Source organism: Zoogloea sp. (assembly GCF_044344315.1).
Classification (GTDB): domain Bacteria; phylum Pseudomonadota; class Gammaproteobacteria; order Burkholderiales; family Rhodocyclaceae; genus Zoogloea.
Window position 1 is genome coordinate 13,916 of sequence record NZ_JBIJDC010000046.1, and the last position, 17,465, is coordinate 31,380.

Here is a 17,465-nt window from a genome sequence, read left to right on the forward strand (position 1 = left end):
CCGCCTTTTCGGCGTATTTCAACTTTAGGCGAAGCGGATGTTTGACATCGGTTTTTCGGAACTCATGCTCATCGGGATCGTGGCACTGCTGGTGCTCGGCCCGGAGCGATTGCCCAAGGTGGCGCGGACCACCGGGCATCTTCTCGGTCGCCTGCAGCGCTATGTGTCCGACGTGAAATCAGACATCAACCGGGAGATGCAACTCGACGAGCTGAAGAAGCTCCAGGAAGAGGCCCGTACGGCAGCCATGGCCTTCGAGGGTTCCGTCCGCAGCGAGGTACAGGGCATCGAGGGTGGCCTGTCCTCTTCCGTCGCGTCGGCTTCCGCGGCAGTGGCCGACCTGGAAAACAGCATCAGAACGCCGGTTACGACGGAGGCTGCGGCCCTGTCCAGCGACGCGGAGCATGCCGCGGCCCTGGATCGCCAGCTGGCCGAAGCCGACACCCATGCCGGCCCGCCGCCCTTCGGCGAGGCCACCGCGCCTGCTGACAAGGTCGTGCCCGAAGCCGAACCGCAGTTGGGTCTCAACTTCGATGTGCCGTCGCCTGACGCAAAGAAAACCCAGTCATGAGCGCCCAGGAAGACACTTTCATTTCCCATCTGGTCGAGCTGCGTGACCGCCTTCTGCGCGCGGTGGTGGCCGTGGTGGTGATCTTTGCCGGGCTGATGCCCTGGGCCGGCGACATCTACGACATCCTCGCCCATCCGATGATGCAGGCCCTGCCCGAGGGCACGCGCATGATCGCCACGGGCGTGGTCACGCCCTTCTTCGTGCCCATGAAGGTCACGCTGATGGTGGCCTTCGTCATTGCACTGCCCTTCGTGCTCTATCAGGCCTGGTGCTTCATTGCGCCCGGGTTGTACGCCCACGAGAAGCGTCTCGGTCTGCCGCTGGTTGTCGGCAGTACGGTGCTTTTCCTGGCCGGTATGGCGTTCTGCTATTTCTTCGTGTTCGGGACGGTGTTCACCTTCATCGCCCAGTTTGCACCGAAGAGCATCACCCCGGCGCCGGATATCGAGCAGTACCTGTCCTTCGTGATGTCCATGTTCCTGGCCTTCGGCATCACCTTCGAGGTGCCGGTGATCGTGATCGTGCTGACCAAGCTGGGCATTGTGGATGTGGCCAAGCTGAAGGAGGCCCGCCCCTATGTCATCGTCGGTGCCTTCGTGATTGCCGCTGTGGTGACCCCGCCGGATGTGGTATCCCAGCTCATGCTGGCCATCCCGATGTGCCTGCTCTATGAACTGGGGATCTTCCTGGCCCGCTTCGTCACGAAGCGCGAGCCGGAGGCCGTCGCCGAATAGCAATAGAAATGGCAAAGGGCGCCGTAGCGCCCCATGCTTTCAATACAAAGGGCGTCCCGCGGGGCGCCCTTTGTACTTAGACGTTGAACAGGAAGTTCAGTACGTCGCCATCCTTCACCACGTATTCCTTGCCTTCGGAGCGCATCTTGCCGGCTTCCTTGGCGCCAGCTTCGCCCTTGTATTTGATGAAGTCGTCGAAGGCGATGGTCTGGGCACGGATGAAGCCGCGCTCGAAGTCGGTGTGGATCACGCCGGCGGCTTGCGGGGCGGTGTCGCCCACGTGGATGGTCCAGGCGCGCACTTCCTTCACGCCGGCGGTGAAGTAGGTCTGCAGGCCCAGCAACTGGTAGCCGGCGCGGATCAGGCGGTTGAGGCCGGGTTCTTCGAGGCCCAGGTCGGCCAGGAAGGCCATCTTGTCTTCGTCGTCCAGATCGGCCAGTTCGGCTTCGATCTTGGCGCACAGGGCGACGACCGGGGCGCCTTCCTTGGCGGCGTGCTCGCGCAGGCGGTCCAGGTAGGGGTTGTTGTCGAAGCCGTCTTCGGTGACGTTGCCCACGTACATGGCGGGCTTGAGGGTCATCAGGCACAGGGGCTTGAGGATCAGCTTCTCGTCGTCGCTGAGCTTCATGGTGCGCGCCGGCTGACCTTCGTTGAGGTGGGGCAGCAGCTTTTCAAGGATGGCGACGAGCTTCTGGGCATCCTTGTCACCGGAGCGGCCCTTCTTGTTCTCCCGGTGGATGGCCTTCTCGACGGCGGCCATGTCGGCCAGGGCCAGTTCGGTGACGATGGTCTCGATGTCTGCGAGCGGGTCGACCTTGCCATTCACGTGGATGACGTTTTCGTCTTCAAAGCAGCGCACCACGTTGACGATGGCGTCGGTCTCGCGGATGTTGGCGAGGAACTGGTTGCCCAGGCCTTCGCCCTTGGAGGCGCCCGCCACCAGACCGGCGATGTCCACGAATTCGACGATGGCCGGCTGGACCTTTTGCGGCTTGACGATTTCGGACAAGGCGTCGAGACGCGGATCGGGCACTTCAACGATGCCGACGTTGGGCTCGATGGTGCAGAACGGATAGTTCTCGGCAGCGATGCCGGCCTTGGTGAGGGCATTGAAGAGGGTCGATTTGCCGACGTTGGGCAGGCCGACGATGCCGCATTGGAGAGCCATGGAATTCCTTTGATGTTCAGGGCTTCCGGCCAGACGAGCCGGAAAACCCGATATTGTAAAGCGGGTTCCCGTTCATCCAAAGGCCGACGGTGTAGAGCCGCCCCCGGAGCGGGGAAATCCAGTTGTTCAGGGGCTGCCGAGGGCGGCTTCCTGCCACAGGCTTGGGGATTGCCATTGAGCTACCCAGGCTGGCAGGGCATCGGCCGGCATGGGGTGGGCGATGCCGTAGCCCTGGGCACGCTGGCAGCCGATGGCCAGCAGCGGCACGCCGTGTTCCAGGGTTTCCAGCCCCTCGGCGACCACCTCCCGCCCGAAGCTGCGCGCCAGGGCCACCACACCCCTCACGATGGCCAGGTCTTCGGGGTCATCCAGGATGTCGCGGACGAAGGACTTGTCGATCTTGAGGGTCTGTGCGGGCAGGCGCCGGAAGTAGGTCAGGGAGGAATGGCCGGTACCGAAGTCGTCCAGGGCGAAGCCCACGCCAAGGGCGGCACTCTCGCGGATGATCCGGGCCACCTTTTCCACGTCGTCCATGGCCGTGGTTTCCGGGATCTCGATCTCCAGGTGTTCGGGTGGCACATCGGGGGGTGCTTCGATGAGGCGGCTCAGATGCGCGGAGAAGCCCGGGGCCTGGAGATGGTGGCCGGAGATGTTCACGCTGACGGGCAGATGCAGGCCGAGGGCCGCCCACCGGCGCATCTGGGACAGGGCTTCAGCCAGCACCCACTGGCCGAGCTGGATGGCCACGTCGCTGCCTTCCACGTAGGGCAGGAAGCCGACCGGCAGTATCAGCCCTTCCTCCGGGTGGGCCCAGCGGATCAGCGCTTCGACGCCGACCACGGTGCCCTGACTCATATCGACCCTGGGTTGATAGAAGAGGACAAACTCGCCTTTGCCGAGCCCCTTCTCCACATTGGCGCTGATCTGGTGACGCGTGCGCGTGCGGTGATCCAGTTCGGTGTCGAACAGGCTGTAGCGGTTGCGTCCGGATTGCTTGGCCATCAGCATGGCCTGGTCGGCATTGCGCAGCAGTACATCTGGCTCTTCCCCGTCGAGTGGGCACACGGACACGCCGATGCTCGCTGAAAGAGTGATCTCCCTGGCATCCGAGATCGGAATCGGAGTCCCGGCAGCCTTGAGCAGGCGCGTGATGGTCGCAGGGATCTCCTCGCGCTTGTCGATGCCGCCCAGCAGCACCACGAACTCATCTCCCCCCAGGCGCGCTACCGTGTCGGTGCCGCGCACGCATTCCTGGAGGCGGGCGGCGAGCTGGATGAGCACGCTGTCGCCGGTGGAGTGCCCCCAGGTGTCGTTGAGGAACTTGAATCCATCCAGGTCCAGGTAGCACACCACCACCAGGCTGTCTTCGCGCTCGCCGCGGATGATGGCCTGACGCAGGCGGTCGATCATCAGTGCCCGGTTGGGCAGGCCGGTCAGGGAGTCGTGATAGGCGAGGTAGTTGACCTGTTCTGCCGAGCGCACCTCGTCGGTGACATCGCGCAGGATGGCGTAGTAGCCGTCATCCCTGCCGTCGCGCCCGCGGGCTTGCTGCACGCTGGTTTCAAGCCAGCGTTCGATGCCGCTCACCGGGTCCGGGTGTCGGCTGCGATAGGCGCCGCGGCCCTCGTTCTTGAGCAGGGTCTGACGGATCTGACGCACGGTGTCCGCGCCCACCGTATCGGCGACAGGGCTGCCGATCAGGCTCTCCGTCGCCTTGCCATGGAAGTGCGCGTAGTTATTGTTGACGTAGCGATAGCGACCCTCTGGATCCACGGCGGCCAGCATGATGGGGCTGTGTTCCGTTACCAGGGCCAGGGTGGTGGCGAGTCGTGCTTGCTCGGAATAGCGCTTCAGGTACAGACGATGGGACAACAGGGTGAAAAACCCCGAGGTGATGAAAATGGCACAGAGCATCAGCCAGCGCGAAAGGGGGGGGCACTGGACCGGTCTGGGGAATCCAGTTGTAGTGTTCGCACAGGGAAATGCCAAGCAGAGCCATGATTGTCATCATGGTCATGCCAATGGCACGCCGGGCGCCGCCAAGCCAGCCTTTTACAAAAATAAGCAGGGGAATGGCGACCATGCCGATACTGCGGTTGCCGCTACCGAAAGGGGCCGACGCCAGGATGATGGCCCATGTGCCCCAGATCAGAAGCTGTCCGGCCAGATGCGTGCGCCCTCTGAGAATGCTGATATGGGCACACAGGGCGAGCAAGCAGATCAGCGCGGCGGGCGTCAGCAGGAGTTTGTTGAAGTCACTGAACAGGTAGGCGAGGCTGCCGGCGATGCCCAGAAGAAGCAGTGTCGCCGTACTGAAAAACTTGAGCATTCGTGTGCTGGCTTCTTCGTCCAGCAAGGTCACGGGGCTGTTGGGTGTGTCGGGTTTGGGCACGCAGGGGCTCGGGCGGGATGCCGGGGCTGATCGTGTTCTGCGATATCCGGCCCGGCATGAAATTCTGACTGCCCCTAGCGTACCAGCAATAGGTAAAGCAGAAAGAGGTTGAGTGTCACGGACGCAGCCACAATCAGGCGAAGTCCGAGTTGTGGATCACGGCTCAGCAGCGGTGACTTGCGGGCGATGGCGAGGGGGCGGTGGGCGCCCCTTTCGATGGCAAGGAGAAACTCCTCGGCTGTTTCGAAGCGGGCCTTCGGTTCGCGGGCGACGGCTTTCAGGAGGACGGCTTCGAGCCAGTCCGGGATGTCCGGACGATAGCGGGTCGGTGGGGCCGGGTCGCCAAACCTCGGGGTCTGGAAGGGCTCGATCTCGCCGTAGGGGTATTTGCGGGTCAGCAACTGGTAGAGGGTGACGCCGACGGCGTACAAGTCGGTCTTTTCGTTGGCGCCTGTGTGGCGCGGGCCGAAGAGTTCGGGGGCCATGTAGCTCGGGGTGCCGGGGTTGTTGATCTCGCCGAACTTCTGGCCGTCACCGGAGGCGTCGGACGCGGCAACTCCCAGGTCGAGGATGCGCAGGCGTCCTTCGCCGTCCAGGTGCAGGTTGTCGGGCTTGATGTCGCGGTGCACGATGGACAGACGGTGCAGGCCGGCGATGCCCTTGAGGATGCGGCTGCCGAGCTCGGCGATCTCGCCGCTGCCGAAGCGGTGCCCGTTGTCGAGCCTGGCCTTGAGAGTGGCACCGTCGTGCCAGCTCATCAGGTAGTAGAGATGGCTGCGCTCCGGGTGGGGAATGACCAGGGGAAACCAGGTGTCGTTCACCCGCCGGGCCAGCCATTCCTCGTGGGCCAGGGCGGCGGCGGATTCGGCGTCGTCGTGTTCGGGGCGCAGGGTCTTGAGGACGCGGGCGTGGCCCTGGGCGTCGCGTACCCGGTACAGCAGGGTGGCGATGGATTCGTGGAGCAGGGTGTCTATCGTCAGCCCGTCGATCTGCTGGCCGGGCTTGAGCCGCGGGGGCAGGGGCAGGCGATGCAGGCGGTCGATGTTGTCGCGCAGGCGGTCGGGGGGCAGGGTATCGATGCGCAGCACCAGGGCCGTGCAGTTGTCCTGGCTGCCGCCGCCCTCTGCGCTCATGGCCAGGCGTGAGGCGGCGTCCTGGGGGTCGGCTTCGGCACGCAGGATGTCGGCAATGCGGCGCTCGCCCAGGGGGCTCCACACGCCATCGCTCATCAACGCAAAGACGTCGCCGGCCTCCAGCTCGCCATCGGCGTAATCCACCGACAGGTGAGCGTCGAGCCCCACCGCCCGGGACAGCACGTTGTCGAGCTCCGGGTGTTCCCACACGTGGTCGGTGCTCAGTTGTTCCAGGCGCGCGCCGCGCAGGCGGTAGATGCGCGAGTCGCCCACGTGGGCGAGATAGAAGCGGCGCCCGCGCAGCACGATGGCCGACAGGGTGGTGGCCATGCCTGCCGTCTCCCGGGTGCGCGCCGCGTGGGATACCAGCCAGCGGTTGAGAGCGCCCAGTACCGTGTCGAGGGCCTTGTTGACGGCCCAGGTGTCGGGGGTGGCGTAGTAGTCCGACAGTAGGCCGCGGACGGTGTACTCGGCGGCCTCGCGCCCGTTGGCGTGGCCGCCGACGCCGTCGGCCACGGCCGCCAGGATGCCCTTGCTGTCCAGCTCTGCCCCGTCGGGGGTGACCGCGCCGCAGAAGTCTTCGTTGCGCGGGCGCGGGCCGGTGAGGGAGGCGTAGCCGAGGGCGGCCTGGAGTCGGGACATGGCAGGGGTCAGATCTTGGCGCTGGTCATGTTGGGGGCACCCCAGGTGGTGCGCCAGCGGCCCTTGACGGCGGTGAGGCCGATGAGTGCGGCGATCGCCAGGGTGGCAAAGATCAGAAAGCCGGCCTGGTAGCTGCCGGTCACCTGGCGACTGTAGCCCAGGCTGGAGGCCAGGTAAAAGCCGCCGACACCGCCGGCCATGCCCACCAGGCCGGTCATCACGCCGATTTCCTTGCGGAAGCGCTGGGGCACCAGCTGGAACACGGCGCCGTTGCCCATCCCCAGGGACAGCATGGCGCACACGAACACAGCCAGGGCCATCCAGGCCTCGGGCAGGCCGAAGCTGACGATGGACAGGAATATGGCGGCGAAGACGTACATCACCGTGAGGCTCTTGATGCCACCGATGCGGTCGGCAACGTTGCCGCCGATGGGGCGTACCAGGCTGCCGGCAAAGACGCAGGCGGCGGTGAAGAAGCCGGCCATCTTCGGATCAAGCCCGTACTGGGTGTTGAAGTAGATGGTCAGGGACGAGGCCAGCCCGACGAAGCCGCCGAAGGTGACCGAGTAGAAGAACATGAACCACCAGGCATCCTTGTCCTTGAGCACCTTGAGATATTCGGCGAAGGACTTGGCCGGCGGGCATTCGGGGGCGTCCTTGGCGAGCACCAGGTAGACCACGAACACGATGCAGAGCGGGATCAGGGCCAGGCCGAAGACGTTGACCCAGCCAAAGGCAGCCGCCAGACCGGGGCCGAACAGGGCGGCCAGGGCGGTGCCGGAGTTGCCGGCGCCGGCGATGCCGAGGGCCGTGCCCTGGTGTTCCGGCGGATACCAGCGGGAGGCCAGGGGCAGGGCCACGGCGAAGGAGGCGCCCGCCACGCCGAGGAAGAGGCCGAGGATGAGCGTCTGCTCATAGCTGTGGATGCCGAACTGCCAGGCCACGAACAGGGCCACGATGACGATGACCTGGCCGATGGCGCCGGCCATCTTGGGTTTGAGGTGATCCACCAACACGCCCATGACCATGCGCAGCAGTGCGCCGGCGAGCACCGGGGTGGCCACCATCAGGCCCTTCTGGGCATGGGTCAGGCCCAGATCGTTGGCGATCTGCACGCCCAGGGGGCCGAGGAGGACCCACACCATGAAGGCCAGGTCGAAGTAGAGGAAGGCGGCCAGGAGGGTCGGCGTGTGCCCGGCCTTGAGGAAGGATTTCTTGTCCATGATGGGTGGCTTTCAGACGTGTTGCGGATTGATGGGTTTTCTTCGGGCGAAGGTGCTCGCCCTGAGTTTGCGTGAGCAGCCCCTTGGGGCACTGTCAGCCTGGCGGCAGATTCGTCCAGGGGGACTTGTAGCGCTGCAGGGCGAAGAGGCGCTTCTCATGCAGCGCCTTGCGGAACGCGGTGTCTTCGAGCACATGCTTGCGTATGTGCTCAATGCCTACCCGTTGCAGGTAGTGGCATGTCGGTTCCAGATAGAAGCCCTCTTCCCGGTAGAGCTGGATGAAGGCATTGCCGCATTCGATTGCTTCTGTGGCGTCCGTCACCCGGGCAAAGAGGTGCTCCGCGTCGGGCTTGAGGCCTCCGCTGCCGCCGATATAGAGCTCGTAGCCCGAATCCACGCCGATCACCCGAAGGTCCTCGATATCGCAATCGGGTGCGATGAGCGCGGTCAGGCTGTTCTCTACGCCCGGCATCACCGCGTGGCCGCTGTCCTCCCGGCTCTGGGCGAGGGCGCGTGCATTGATGAAGCCGCTCTGCGGGTCGTCGATGGCCTCGTGGGGCCAGGAGGAAAGGCAGTAATAGTTGAGGGCCGGCCGGCAGGTGGTGCAGCCGTTGGGGGTCTTCCAGCCCAGATGTCGCTGGGCGTCGGAAACCGACAGCAGCTTGTGTTGGTGAATGGCCTTGCGCACCTCGTCGTGGGAGAGATCGGTGCAGCCGCACACGGCCTTGGCGTCAGGGGGAGCGGTCGCCACTTCGGTGCCTTGTTGGCCCTCATGGCCCTCATGGCCTATATCGCCCAGATGGGCATTGCCGAAGATCAGATGATCGCGGAGGTCGCTGATGTCCTGCTCGTCCTTCATGAGCTGGAAGTACCAGGCGCCGTCCTTGGTGTCGCCATACAGTACGGCGCCAACCAGTTTGTCGTCCTTGAGTACGATGCGCTTGTAGATGCCCTGGCCCGGGTCGTGAAAGACGATGTCCTGGGTGCCATCGGAGCCGGTGAAATCTCCAGCCGAGAACACGTCGATACCGGTGACCTTGAGTTTGGTACTGGTCACGGAGCCCAGGTAGCGGCCAATACCCATCTCCGCCAGGTGGTTGGCGCATACCTTGGCCTGTTCGAAGAGTGGCGCCACCAGGCCGTAGGCGATGCCACGGTGGTTGATGCATTCGCCCACCGCATAGACCCTTGGGTCATAGGTCTGCAGGGTGTCGCTGACGACGATGCCCTGGCTGCAGTGGATGCCGGCCTTCTCGGCCAGCTCGACATTGGGTCGGATACCGGCGGCCACGCACACCAGATCGGCAGGGATGGTGCCCCCGTCCTTGAATTTCACACCGGCCACGCGCCCCGACGCACCCGCGACCAACTCAGCGGTCTGCGCATTCATCCTGAATCGCATGCCCTTTTTCTCCAGCTCGGTCTGAAGCATCTTGCTGGCGGTCGGGTCGAGCTGGCGATCCATGATCGAGTCGGATTTATGCACCACGGTCACTTCCATGCCGCGTAGGGCCAGACCGTTGGCGGCCTCCAGGCCCAGCAGGCCGGCGCCGATCACCACCGCGTGCCTGTACTTCGCCGCGGCATCGATCATCTCGTCGGTGTCCTTGATGTCCCGGTAGGCGATGACGCCTGGCAGATCCTTGCCTGGGAAAGGCGGCATGAAGGGCGTGGAGCCGGTGGCGATCAGCAGGCGGTCGTAGTCGACGGTGATCGTCTGGCCATTGGTGCCTGTAGCGACCACGGAGCGGTTGAGGCGGTCGATCCTGGTGACGCGGGCGCCCAGGTGCAGGGTGATGCCGTTGTCGACGTACCACTGCAGGTCATTCAGGATGATGTCCTGGACGGTCATCTCGCCGGCCAGTACCGGGGAGAGCAGGATGCGGTTGTAGTTGGGTTGCGGCTCGGCGCCAAAGACCGTGATGTCGTACATGTCCGGCGCGATCTTCCGCAGCTCTTCCAGCGTGCGGACACCTGCCATGCCATTGCCGACCATGACCAGTTTGGGTTTGCGCATGATTCCTCCGACGATTGAGTCTCCCCGGCCGGTCGCATGCTGCGACCGAAGCGGGCGGTAAGCCTTTGGGCAGGGGAGATCGTCGTTGATCGTGGGTCAGGCCGCCGTTGGCCCGCCCACGTCGCTCCACGGGGAGCGCGCAAACACCTGGATTCAGGTTGAGCGCGGTGCAGCAAAGTCCTTATTGCTGGCCGCGCAGTCGATAGCGCTGACTAAGCAAGCGCTGTGCCATTGAGACGTAAGGGCTGAAGGCATGGTGCAAACCGGCTGATCCCCCGGTGGCGGGCCGCGGGAACTTCAATTCATGCCCCTGACTGGTGCAGATCGCCCCGGAGTGGGGCGGCGTTCAGAGGCCGAGCTTGCGGCGCTGCAGCAGGTAGATGCCCAGGCTGAGCAGGATGGTGGCGAAGACCAGGAAGGACCAGTTGGCGATGGTCAGTCCGAACAGGGTCCAGTCGATGGCCGAGCAGTCACCGGCTCCGCGGAAGATCATCGGCAGGGCCGAAGACAAGGGGAAGCTCTCAAGCATGTACTCAAGCCCCGGCCCGCATTCTGAAACGGCCGGCGGGTACCACTGCATCCACGATTGACGCGCCGCCACGCCTGCGCCAGCGGTGGCCGATATGGCAAGCAGGCTTGAATACGCCGCCAGCCCCCGTCGCCCGGGGTCGTGCAGCCCGGTGATCAGGCCAAGCAGGCCGCACGCCAGCATGGCGTAGCGCTGCATGATGCACATGGGGCAGGGCTCGATGCCCTTGATGTGCTGAAGGTAAAGGCCGACGGCCAGTAGGGCGGCACAGACGGCAAACAGGGCAAGACCCAGGGTGCGGACAGAAATACGCGAGAACATCGGCGGACAGCAACAGAACGGAGGGCACTCATTGTAGCGGGATGGCCCTCCGTTGGCGGAGTCCGGATGTCAGGGCTTTCGGGTCTGGAACAGCGCGGAGCTCGCGCCGTTGGCGGTGACTGCGACGCCGAGCAGTTCCTTGCGTTCCGGGTTGTAGATGGCAACGCCCTCCACGGTGTTGGCGCCCAGAGAGCAGCCGCCACCTGCGAAGGAAAGCGTAAGTTGCAGGATGCTGGTGTAGTTGCGTGTCGGGACGACCTTGCCCGCAAACGCGCATTTCTTGGCGAAAGCGACTCCGGTCACGTTTCCACGCTCGTCGATGTCCATATTCATCGTCCGGTCGGCGTTGACGTAAGGGCCCGCAACGTCGGCCAGGGTGACAACGTTGGCGGTTGGCAGGCGATAGCCAGACGTGAACGAGAAGGCACGGTTCGCGTTGGTCGTGTAGCTGACGTTGCCATTGAAGCCCGACAGGTTGTCGATACTGCCGGAGAGATTGGCGGTCTGTGCCGCCATCCCCTCCCAGTCGAAATCGTAGGCGACCTGCGAGGTGTAGCTCAGCCCGCTGTTGGTCATGAGCCCGACGATGGCCCCACCCAAGGTGGTGGCATCAGCGACGGTCGAGTACAGGAAGTAGAGACGTCCATCGTCAAGCATTACCACATGCGTGGCCCGTCCCGTGTGGGTCATGCCTTGCCACAGGCCTGCGGTTTGTGGCGTGCTAGCCGGGGCCGGCGCGGGCGTGGCGGGGGCTTCGGTCGCGGGGGATGTGGTGGGGGGGGGGCCGCCCCCCCCCCCCCCCCCCCCCCCCGGGAAAAAGTCCGCCGCCACCACCGCCACCACAGCCGGTGAAAAGGACGCTGATCAAGAAGGCGAAGGGAATTGCAAGGCGGGGGGAGGTCATGTGTGTACAGGCGCGGGAGCGACCAAGGCTATGAAACTTGGCTGGAGAGTGCCCCATGCCGCCTCTTGAACGCGTGATCGAGTTGTCACTTGATGCCCTGCACCTTGGGGTGTGGCAATAGTTTGCAAATTGGCCGTGTCTGCGGGGGCGGGAATGAGGCCAACGGCACTTGCCCAAGCGAAACATGCGACGGTGAGGGTGCTGCGGCATCGGTTGGAGCGATGCCGGCAGTCCAAAGGAAAGCCCCCGTGAAGGGGGCTTGAGGCGCGATGGCGATACCGAAATTTCAGCGCGGGGTCAGCGCTTTACTGACCTGGCGCCAAGCCGCGCGGAGGCAGATGCATGCACGGTCAATGCCGTTGATATGAATCTGCCGGGGTGAGGCTTACTTGCTCTTGATCATCGTACCGACGCCGTGGTCAGTGAGGATTTCCAGCAGCAGGCAGTGTTCAACGCGGCCGTCGATGATGTGTACGCTCTTGACCCCATTGCGGGCCGCGTCGAGTGCGGAGCCGATCTTGGGCAGCATGCCGCCGGACAGGGTGCCGTCGGCGACCAGATCATCGATCTGGCGTGGGGTGAGGCCCGTGAGGAGCTTGCCGGACTTGTCGAGGACGCCAGGGGTGTTCGTCAGCAGCACCAGCTTTTCGGCCTTCAGGATCTCGGCCAGCTTGCCGGCGACCACGTCGGCGTTGATGTTGTAGCTTTCGCCGTGCTCGCCGACTCCGATCGGCGCGATGACCGGGATGAAGTCACCCTTGTCGAGGAAGGAGATCAGGCTCGGGTCGATCTGGGTGATGTCGCCCACCTGACCGATGTCGATCAGGTCGCCCGGCACATCCTTGTTCTCCATCTTCAGTTTCGTGGCACGGATGAAGCCAGAGTCCTTGCCGGTCAGGCCCACGGCCTTGCCGCCGGCCTGATTGATCAGGCTGACGATCTCCTTGTTCACCTGGCCGCCAAGCACCATCTCGACCAGCTCCATGGTCTCGGCATCGGTGACGCGCATGCCCTGGATGAACTCGCCCTTCTTGCCGACGCGGGTGAGCATGGTTTCGATCTGCGGACCGCCGCCGTGCACCACCACCGGGTTGAAGCCGACCAGCTTGAGCAGCACCACATCACGGGCGAAGCACTCCTTCAGGTGCGGGTCGGTCATGGCGTTGCCGCCGTACTTGATGACCAGGGTCTTGTCCTGGAAGCGCCGGATGTAGGGCAGGGCCTCGGCGATGATGGCGGCCTTTTGGGCCGGAGAGAGATTGGCGGTGTTGATCGGGTCGCTCATAGTGGGCTGTCGCGCAGAAGGGTTTGAGGTGTAGGCGCGATTGTAATGACCGGGCATGCAAACCAAAAGCGCGAACACGTTTCAGGCTGTTTGTCTGGCCGTAATACACTCCGACACCATCAAAGGAGGCATGGCCATGGAGCAACAGAAGGACGAACCGGCACGCAATATCTGTCCGGCCTGCGGTGCGGCATTCACCTGCGGGATGGAAGCCGGACTGGCGGAGTGCTGGTGTGCGAGCCTGCCGCCGGTGCTGGCGGTGCCGGAGGCCCATGTGGGCCGGTGCTATTGCCCGGCCTGCCTCAGGCAGAGGATAGAGGCGAAATCTATGCCGCCGGGCTGAAGCGGCGGGCCAGCAGCCGGATGGCGTCCCGGTTGGTCCATGAGAAAACCCGTTCAGCGGCTTCCTGCCAGGGGAGCCAGCAGGCTGCAGTGTGCTCGTCGGGCGCCAGCGAAGGCGCTACGGGCGCTGGCAGGCACAGGCTGAAGAGATGCTCGGTGTTGTGGGTAACCCCCGGGGCGTAGCGTTGGCGCCATCGGGGCAGGATCAGGAAGCGGTTGCTGAGTCGCCAGTCGATGAGATCGTCGCCTGTCGCGATGATCCCGGTTTCTTCGGCGACTTCGCGCAGGGCGGTGGCGACAGGTACTTCGTCGCCCTCCCGGCTGCCGGTGACGGATTGCCACAGGCCGGTGCCGCCAGCCCGTTCCATCACCAGGACGTCGAGCCCGGGGGTGTGGATGACGACGAGCACCGATATCGGTTGCTTTGCGCCCTCACTCATTCCATGTCCTGCAGCCAGTCGGTGCTGTCGTCGGCGGTGCCCACCAGGGTCCAGAAGGGGGTGCCCTCTTCACGCCAGGTGTCGGCGGCGTCCTGGAAGACCGACAGGGCCATGGCGAAATCGGTGGGGGCTGCTTCGGCGAAGCCATCGCTGTGTTCAAGAATGATCACGTAACCATCGGCAGCCATCCACGACAGATCGGTGAGGCAGTCGGCCAGAGCATCCCAGTTGTGACCATACCAGTCGGGGAAGTTCAGGGCCTTGCCGACAGCGTCCAGAAAGGCTTCCTTGTTGGTGACCTGGGCGAGGTTAACCCGGTAGAGGGGGTAGTCGAGGCTTTCGGCGGCTTCTTCGAGGGCAAGGTCTGAGGCAAAGGGCATGCGATAAGGCCCGGCCTTTTCGGCTCGGGACAGCAGGATATGGAACTGGGGGACGTTCATGATCAGTCCTGGATCCGCCGGAAGCTGCGGTAGTGATCATCAGAATAGTAAAACACCGTGGGTGGGCGCCCAGCGCTGACGATGCGTCGGGCGCCCCGGTCACGGGAGCCAGGGGTGGTCACGGTGTATTCCCGGTAATGGCCACGCTGGGCGTCGGGCAGGCGGCCTTCCCGGTTCTGGAAGGTGATGCCGTCGCGCCGATAGGGAAAGGGGCCGCCCTGACGGATCAGGGCAAGGGTCTCGCGGGCCTCCGGGGGGAGCGCGGAAGCGGCAACGGTGGGGGTCTCAGTGCGGTACCAGTCAAGGAAGTCGCGCGCCTGAACGCCCCCCGCACAGAGCAGGAGCAGCAGAAAGGCGAGACGCAGCAAGCGGAGGGACATGGCGGCGCAGGGTGGAGGCAAGGCCTGCCAGTTTAGCAGCCCACCTCTCAGGGCTGAATCCCGTACTTCTTGAGCAGGGTGTAGTAGAAAGCGGTCAGGGCCGGCAGCCGGGCGTTGCCCGGGTCCTGCTTGCGGGCCCGCTCCATCAGGTCACGGGCCTGGGAGGCAAAACGGTCGTTCCAGCCACAGTTCTCGATGTACTTGAGCAGGGCCAGGGTGGCGTTGAACAGCACATGCACGTTGCCAGGCATCTTGCGGACGGCGCTGAGCATGAACTGCACGGCCCCTTCATAGTCGCCGCCCTGGGCCTTGCGGGCACCTTCGGCGACGAGATCCTTGACCTCGGAGTCCATCTGCCTGGCCAGTTGTTCGCCCAGTTCGGCCTTGCCGGCTTCCTTGAGCAGAGACTGGGTGCTGGCCAGGGTGCGCGCGTCGGGCGCGTTGCGCATGATGTCGAGGATGACCTCGGCCCCATGGTTGTCGAGATTGGTGGCGAAGCAGGCGCGGGCGAGTTCGCTTTTGAGCTTGAGGGACAGGGGCTGGGCGCTGTCCTGATCGGAGAACAGGGCCTTGATGGCCTCGCCGGCCTTCTCCGTGTCGCCCTTCTTGACGTGCAGCAGGGCACTCGACAAATTGGTGCAGGAACGGGTCTTGGCGAGGCCGGCCATGGAGCGTTCGAGATCGCGGATGGTCGCCTCGGCCTGGGCCGTGTCGCCCCGCCCGAGTTGGGCCTGGAGCAGGCGGACATGGTCTTCCGGGTCGCGGAAGTCGGAGTACTTGCCTTTGCGCACCACCTCGGAGAGGACCTTTTCGGCCCCTTCGTGATCGCCGGTTTCGATGGAAAGCTCGCCCAGGCGGCGCAGGCGCCCGACCCGATGGGGCGACAGGATGGCTGCGTTGACCAGGATCGTGCGTGCCGACTCGAGTTCGCCGGCGGCTTCGCGGGTGCGCGACAGCCAGTCATAGGCGTCTACAAAGAGCTCGTTCTCGTTGACCAGGCTCTGCAGTGTGTCCTCCGCCTCGGCATAGCGCTTCTGCATGAACAGGGCTTTTGCCAACCCCAGCCGCGCCCATGGAATGCTGCGGCTCTCCAGGATCTTCTCGTACAGGTGCAGGGCTTCGTCGGCATTGCCGCTGGCAATGTGGAGCTCGGCACGCAGACGCATGAAATCGGTAGCCCACTGGGGGTTGGCCTCCTGGGCTTTGGTACATGTAGAAATGGCGTCCGGAACGTTGCCCAGCTCGATCAGGCGGTAGATGGGCAGGAAGGCTTCGCGCTTGTCCAGGGCGCGCACGATGCGGTCGTGCAGGGTGTCGGCGGCGAAGGGTTTGAGGATGTAGTCGTTGGGGGCCAGTTCGGCGGCGCTCACCACCCGCTCGTACTTGCGCTCGCCGGTGACCATGATGAACAAGGTTGCCAGCGGAATGATGCTGTTGTGACGCAGGTCTTCGAGGAGGTGCTGGCCGTCCTGTCCGTCGCCGATATGGTATTCGCAGAGGATCAGGTCAAAGCGGTTGTCGCGCAGCTTGCGGACCGCGACCCCGGCGGTCACCGCGAACTGGACCTTGCTGATCCCGCTCGTGTTGAGCATGTTGCGAAGTTGCGTCCGCATGGACGGATTGGCTTCGACGATGAGGGCTGAGATGGTGCCGAGATCAATCACGGGTAGCGGGACGAGAGTGCACGGGAACAGTCACCCAAACGGCGCGGCGGCTGCAATCTTGAGGGTGCGCCAAAAGAAAAAGGGCGAACGGCTCGACCGTTCGCCCTTTTCGACCTAGCTCAACAGATTAGCCGGCCGGGGTTTCCGTTGCCTTCTGACGCAGGCGGATGTGCAGCTCGCGGAGCTGCTTTTCATCCACCGGCGACGGGGCGTCGGTGAGCAGGCACTGGGCGCGCTGGGTCTTGGGGAAAGCGATCACATCACGGATCGACTCGGCGCCGGTCATCATGGTGACGATGCGGTCGAGACCGAAGGCCAGGCCACCATGGGGCGGTGCGCCATAGCGCAGGGCATCCAGCAGGAAGCCGAACTTGGCCTTTTGTTCGTCGGGGCCGATGTTGAGGGCCGTGAAGACCTTCTCCTGCACTTCAGCGCGGTGGATACGTACCGAGCCACCGCCGATTTCCCAGCCGTTGAGGGCCAGGTCATAGGCCTTGGCGAGGCACTTGCCCGGGTCCGTGGTGAGCAGCTCCAGGTGATCATCCTTGGGGCTGGTGAAGGGGTGGTGACAGGCCGTCCAACGCTTGTCTTCCTCGTCGTACATCGGGAAATCGACGACCCACAGGGGCTCCCAGGCCTTGCCGTTGACGAAGCCTTTCTCGTGGCCGAGCTTGATGCGCAGGGCGCCCAGGGCATCATTGACCACCTTGGTCTTGTCGGCGCCGAAGAAAATCAGGTCGCCGGACTGGGCGCCAGTGCGCTCGAGGATGGCGGAGAGGGCGGCTTCGTTGAGGTTCTTGACGATGGGCGACTGCAGGCCGGTTTCGTTCACCTGGGTGACGTCGTTGACCTTGATGTAAGCCAGGCCGCGGGCACCATAGATGCCGACGAACTTGGTGTACTCGTCGATCTCGCCGCGGGACAGGGTGGCGCCGCCCGGCACGCGCATGGCTGCGACGCGGCCACCGGAAGTGGCAGGGCCGCTGAAGACCTTGAAAGCCACGTCCTTGACCGCATCGGTGACATCGGTCAGCTCAAGGGTGACGCGCAGGTCGGGCTTGTCGGAGCCGAAGCGGTCCATGGCCTCTGCGTAGGTCATGCGCGGGAAGGGGTTGGGCAGGTCAACCGACAGCACTTCCTTGAAGATGCTGCGGATCATCTCTTCCGTCAGGGCCGTGATCTGGTCTTCGGTCAGGAAGGAGGTCTCGATATCCACCTGGGTGAATTCCGGCTGGCGGTCGGCCCGCAGGTCTTCGTCGCGGAAGCACTTGACGATCTGG

17 protein-coding genes are annotated in these 17,465 nt (G+C 64.3%); 3 read left to right on the plus strand and 14 right to left on the minus strand.

The window, feature by feature from the left end; all coding sequences use genetic code 11:
* Positions 1–37 precede the first annotated feature (37 nt).
* Both tatB and tatC read left to right on the plus strand, forming a co-directional pair.
* Positions 38–571 carry a Sec-independent protein translocase protein TatB gene (tatB, locus tag ACIQ09_RS11655; RefSeq protein ID WP_398309598.1) on the plus strand — a complete coding sequence of 178 codons (534 nt, stop codon included), beginning with the start codon at positions 38–40 and terminating at the stop codon, positions 569–571.
* Positions 568–1,305, plus strand: coding sequence for a twin-arginine translocase subunit TatC (gene tatC, locus ACIQ09_RS11660; RefSeq protein ID WP_398309601.1), 738 nt, complete (start codon positions 568–570; stop codon positions 1,303–1,305). The genes tatB and tatC overlap by 4 nt, the downstream gene beginning before the upstream one ends.
* A 76-nt stretch (positions 1,306–1,381) precedes the next feature.
* Here the strand turns inward: tatC and ychF are convergent, their stop codons facing one another.
* The 9 genes from ychF to argB form a co-directional block, all read right to left on the minus strand.
* Positions 1,382–2,473, minus strand: coding sequence for a redox-regulated ATPase YchF (ychF, locus tag ACIQ09_RS11665; RefSeq protein ID WP_398309604.1), 1,092 nt, complete (start codon positions 2,471–2,473; stop codon positions 1,382–1,384).
* Positions 2,474–2,599: 126 nt separating this feature from the next.
* A complete protein-coding gene (locus ACIQ09_RS11670; protein WP_398309648.1) occupies positions 2,600–4,258 on the minus strand; it encodes a putative bifunctional diguanylate cyclase/phosphodiesterase in 1,659 nt (552 codons plus the stop codon).
* Complete coding sequence (locus ACIQ09_RS11675; RefSeq protein WP_398309607.1) at positions 4,209–4,865, minus strand: hypothetical protein; 657 nt, start codon at positions 4,863–4,865, stop codon at positions 4,209–4,211. Before ACIQ09_RS11675 ends, ACIQ09_RS11670 begins: the two co-directional genes overlap by 50 nt.
* 74 nt (positions 4,866–4,939) lie before the next feature.
* Positions 4,940–6,640: a bifunctional protein-serine/threonine kinase/phosphatase gene (locus ACIQ09_RS11680; protein WP_398309610.1), complete on the minus strand. Its 1,701-nt coding sequence runs from the start codon at positions 6,638–6,640 to the stop codon at positions 4,940–4,942.
* Positions 6,641–6,648: 8 nt separating this feature from the next.
* Positions 6,649–7,863, minus strand: coding sequence for a nitrate/nitrite transporter (locus ACIQ09_RS11685; protein ID WP_398309613.1), 1,215 nt, complete (start codon positions 7,861–7,863; stop codon positions 6,649–6,651).
* Between the two features lie 94 nt (positions 7,864–7,957).
* Positions 7,958–9,880, minus strand: coding sequence for an FAD-dependent oxidoreductase (locus tag ACIQ09_RS11690; RefSeq protein ID WP_398309616.1), 1,923 nt, complete (start codon positions 9,878–9,880; stop codon positions 7,958–7,960).
* 346 nt (positions 9,881–10,226) lie between these two features.
* Positions 10,227–10,730: a disulfide bond formation protein B gene (locus tag ACIQ09_RS11695; RefSeq protein WP_398309619.1), complete on the minus strand. Its 504-nt coding sequence runs from the start codon at positions 10,728–10,730 to the stop codon at positions 10,227–10,229.
* A gap of 69 nt (positions 10,731–10,799) precedes the next feature.
* The gene (locus ACIQ09_RS11700; protein ID WP_398309622.1) at positions 10,800–11,387 is read right to left on the minus strand and encodes a hypothetical protein; all 588 of its coding nucleotides are present in this window, start codon (positions 11,385–11,387) and stop codon (positions 10,800–10,802) included.
* A gap of 632 nt (positions 11,388–12,019) precedes the next feature.
* Positions 12,020–12,919, minus strand: coding sequence for an acetylglutamate kinase (gene argB / locus ACIQ09_RS11705; RefSeq protein ID WP_398309625.1), 900 nt, complete (start codon positions 12,917–12,919; stop codon positions 12,020–12,022).
* Between the two features lie 136 nt (positions 12,920–13,055).
* Here argB and ACIQ09_RS11710 point away from each other — a divergent pair, with 136 nt between their 5' ends.
* Complete coding sequence (locus tag ACIQ09_RS11710) at positions 13,056–13,262, plus strand: cysteine-rich CWC family protein (protein ID WP_398309628.1); 207 nt, start codon at positions 13,056–13,058, stop codon at positions 13,260–13,262.
* Here the strand turns inward: ACIQ09_RS11710 and nudB are convergent.
* The 5 genes from nudB to aspS form a co-directional block, all read right to left on the minus strand.
* Positions 13,246–13,701, minus strand: coding sequence for a dihydroneopterin triphosphate diphosphatase (gene nudB / locus ACIQ09_RS11715; protein WP_398309632.1), 456 nt, complete (start codon positions 13,699–13,701; stop codon positions 13,246–13,248). The two genes, ACIQ09_RS11710 and nudB, sit on opposite strands and share 17 nt — an antisense overlap.
* The gene (locus ACIQ09_RS11720; RefSeq protein ID WP_398309635.1) at positions 13,698–14,141 is read right to left on the minus strand and encodes a barstar family protein; all 444 of its coding nucleotides are present in this window, start codon (positions 14,139–14,141) and stop codon (positions 13,698–13,700) included. The genes nudB and ACIQ09_RS11720 overlap by 4 nt, the downstream gene beginning before the upstream one ends.
* Positions 14,142–14,143: 2 nt before the next feature.
* Positions 14,144–14,521: a ribonuclease domain-containing protein gene (locus ACIQ09_RS11725; protein WP_398309638.1), complete on the minus strand. Its 378-nt coding sequence runs from the start codon at positions 14,519–14,521 to the stop codon at positions 14,144–14,146.
* 47 nt (positions 14,522–14,568) lie between these two features.
* Complete coding sequence (locus tag ACIQ09_RS11730) at positions 14,569–16,185, minus strand: tetratricopeptide repeat protein (RefSeq protein ID WP_398309642.1); 1,617 nt, start codon at positions 16,183–16,185, stop codon at positions 14,569–14,571.
* 127 nt (positions 16,186–16,312) lie between these two features.
* On the minus strand, positions 16,313–17,465 hold a 1,153-nt coding region (aspS, locus tag ACIQ09_RS11735; protein WP_398309645.1), incomplete at its 5' end, for an aspartate--tRNA ligase.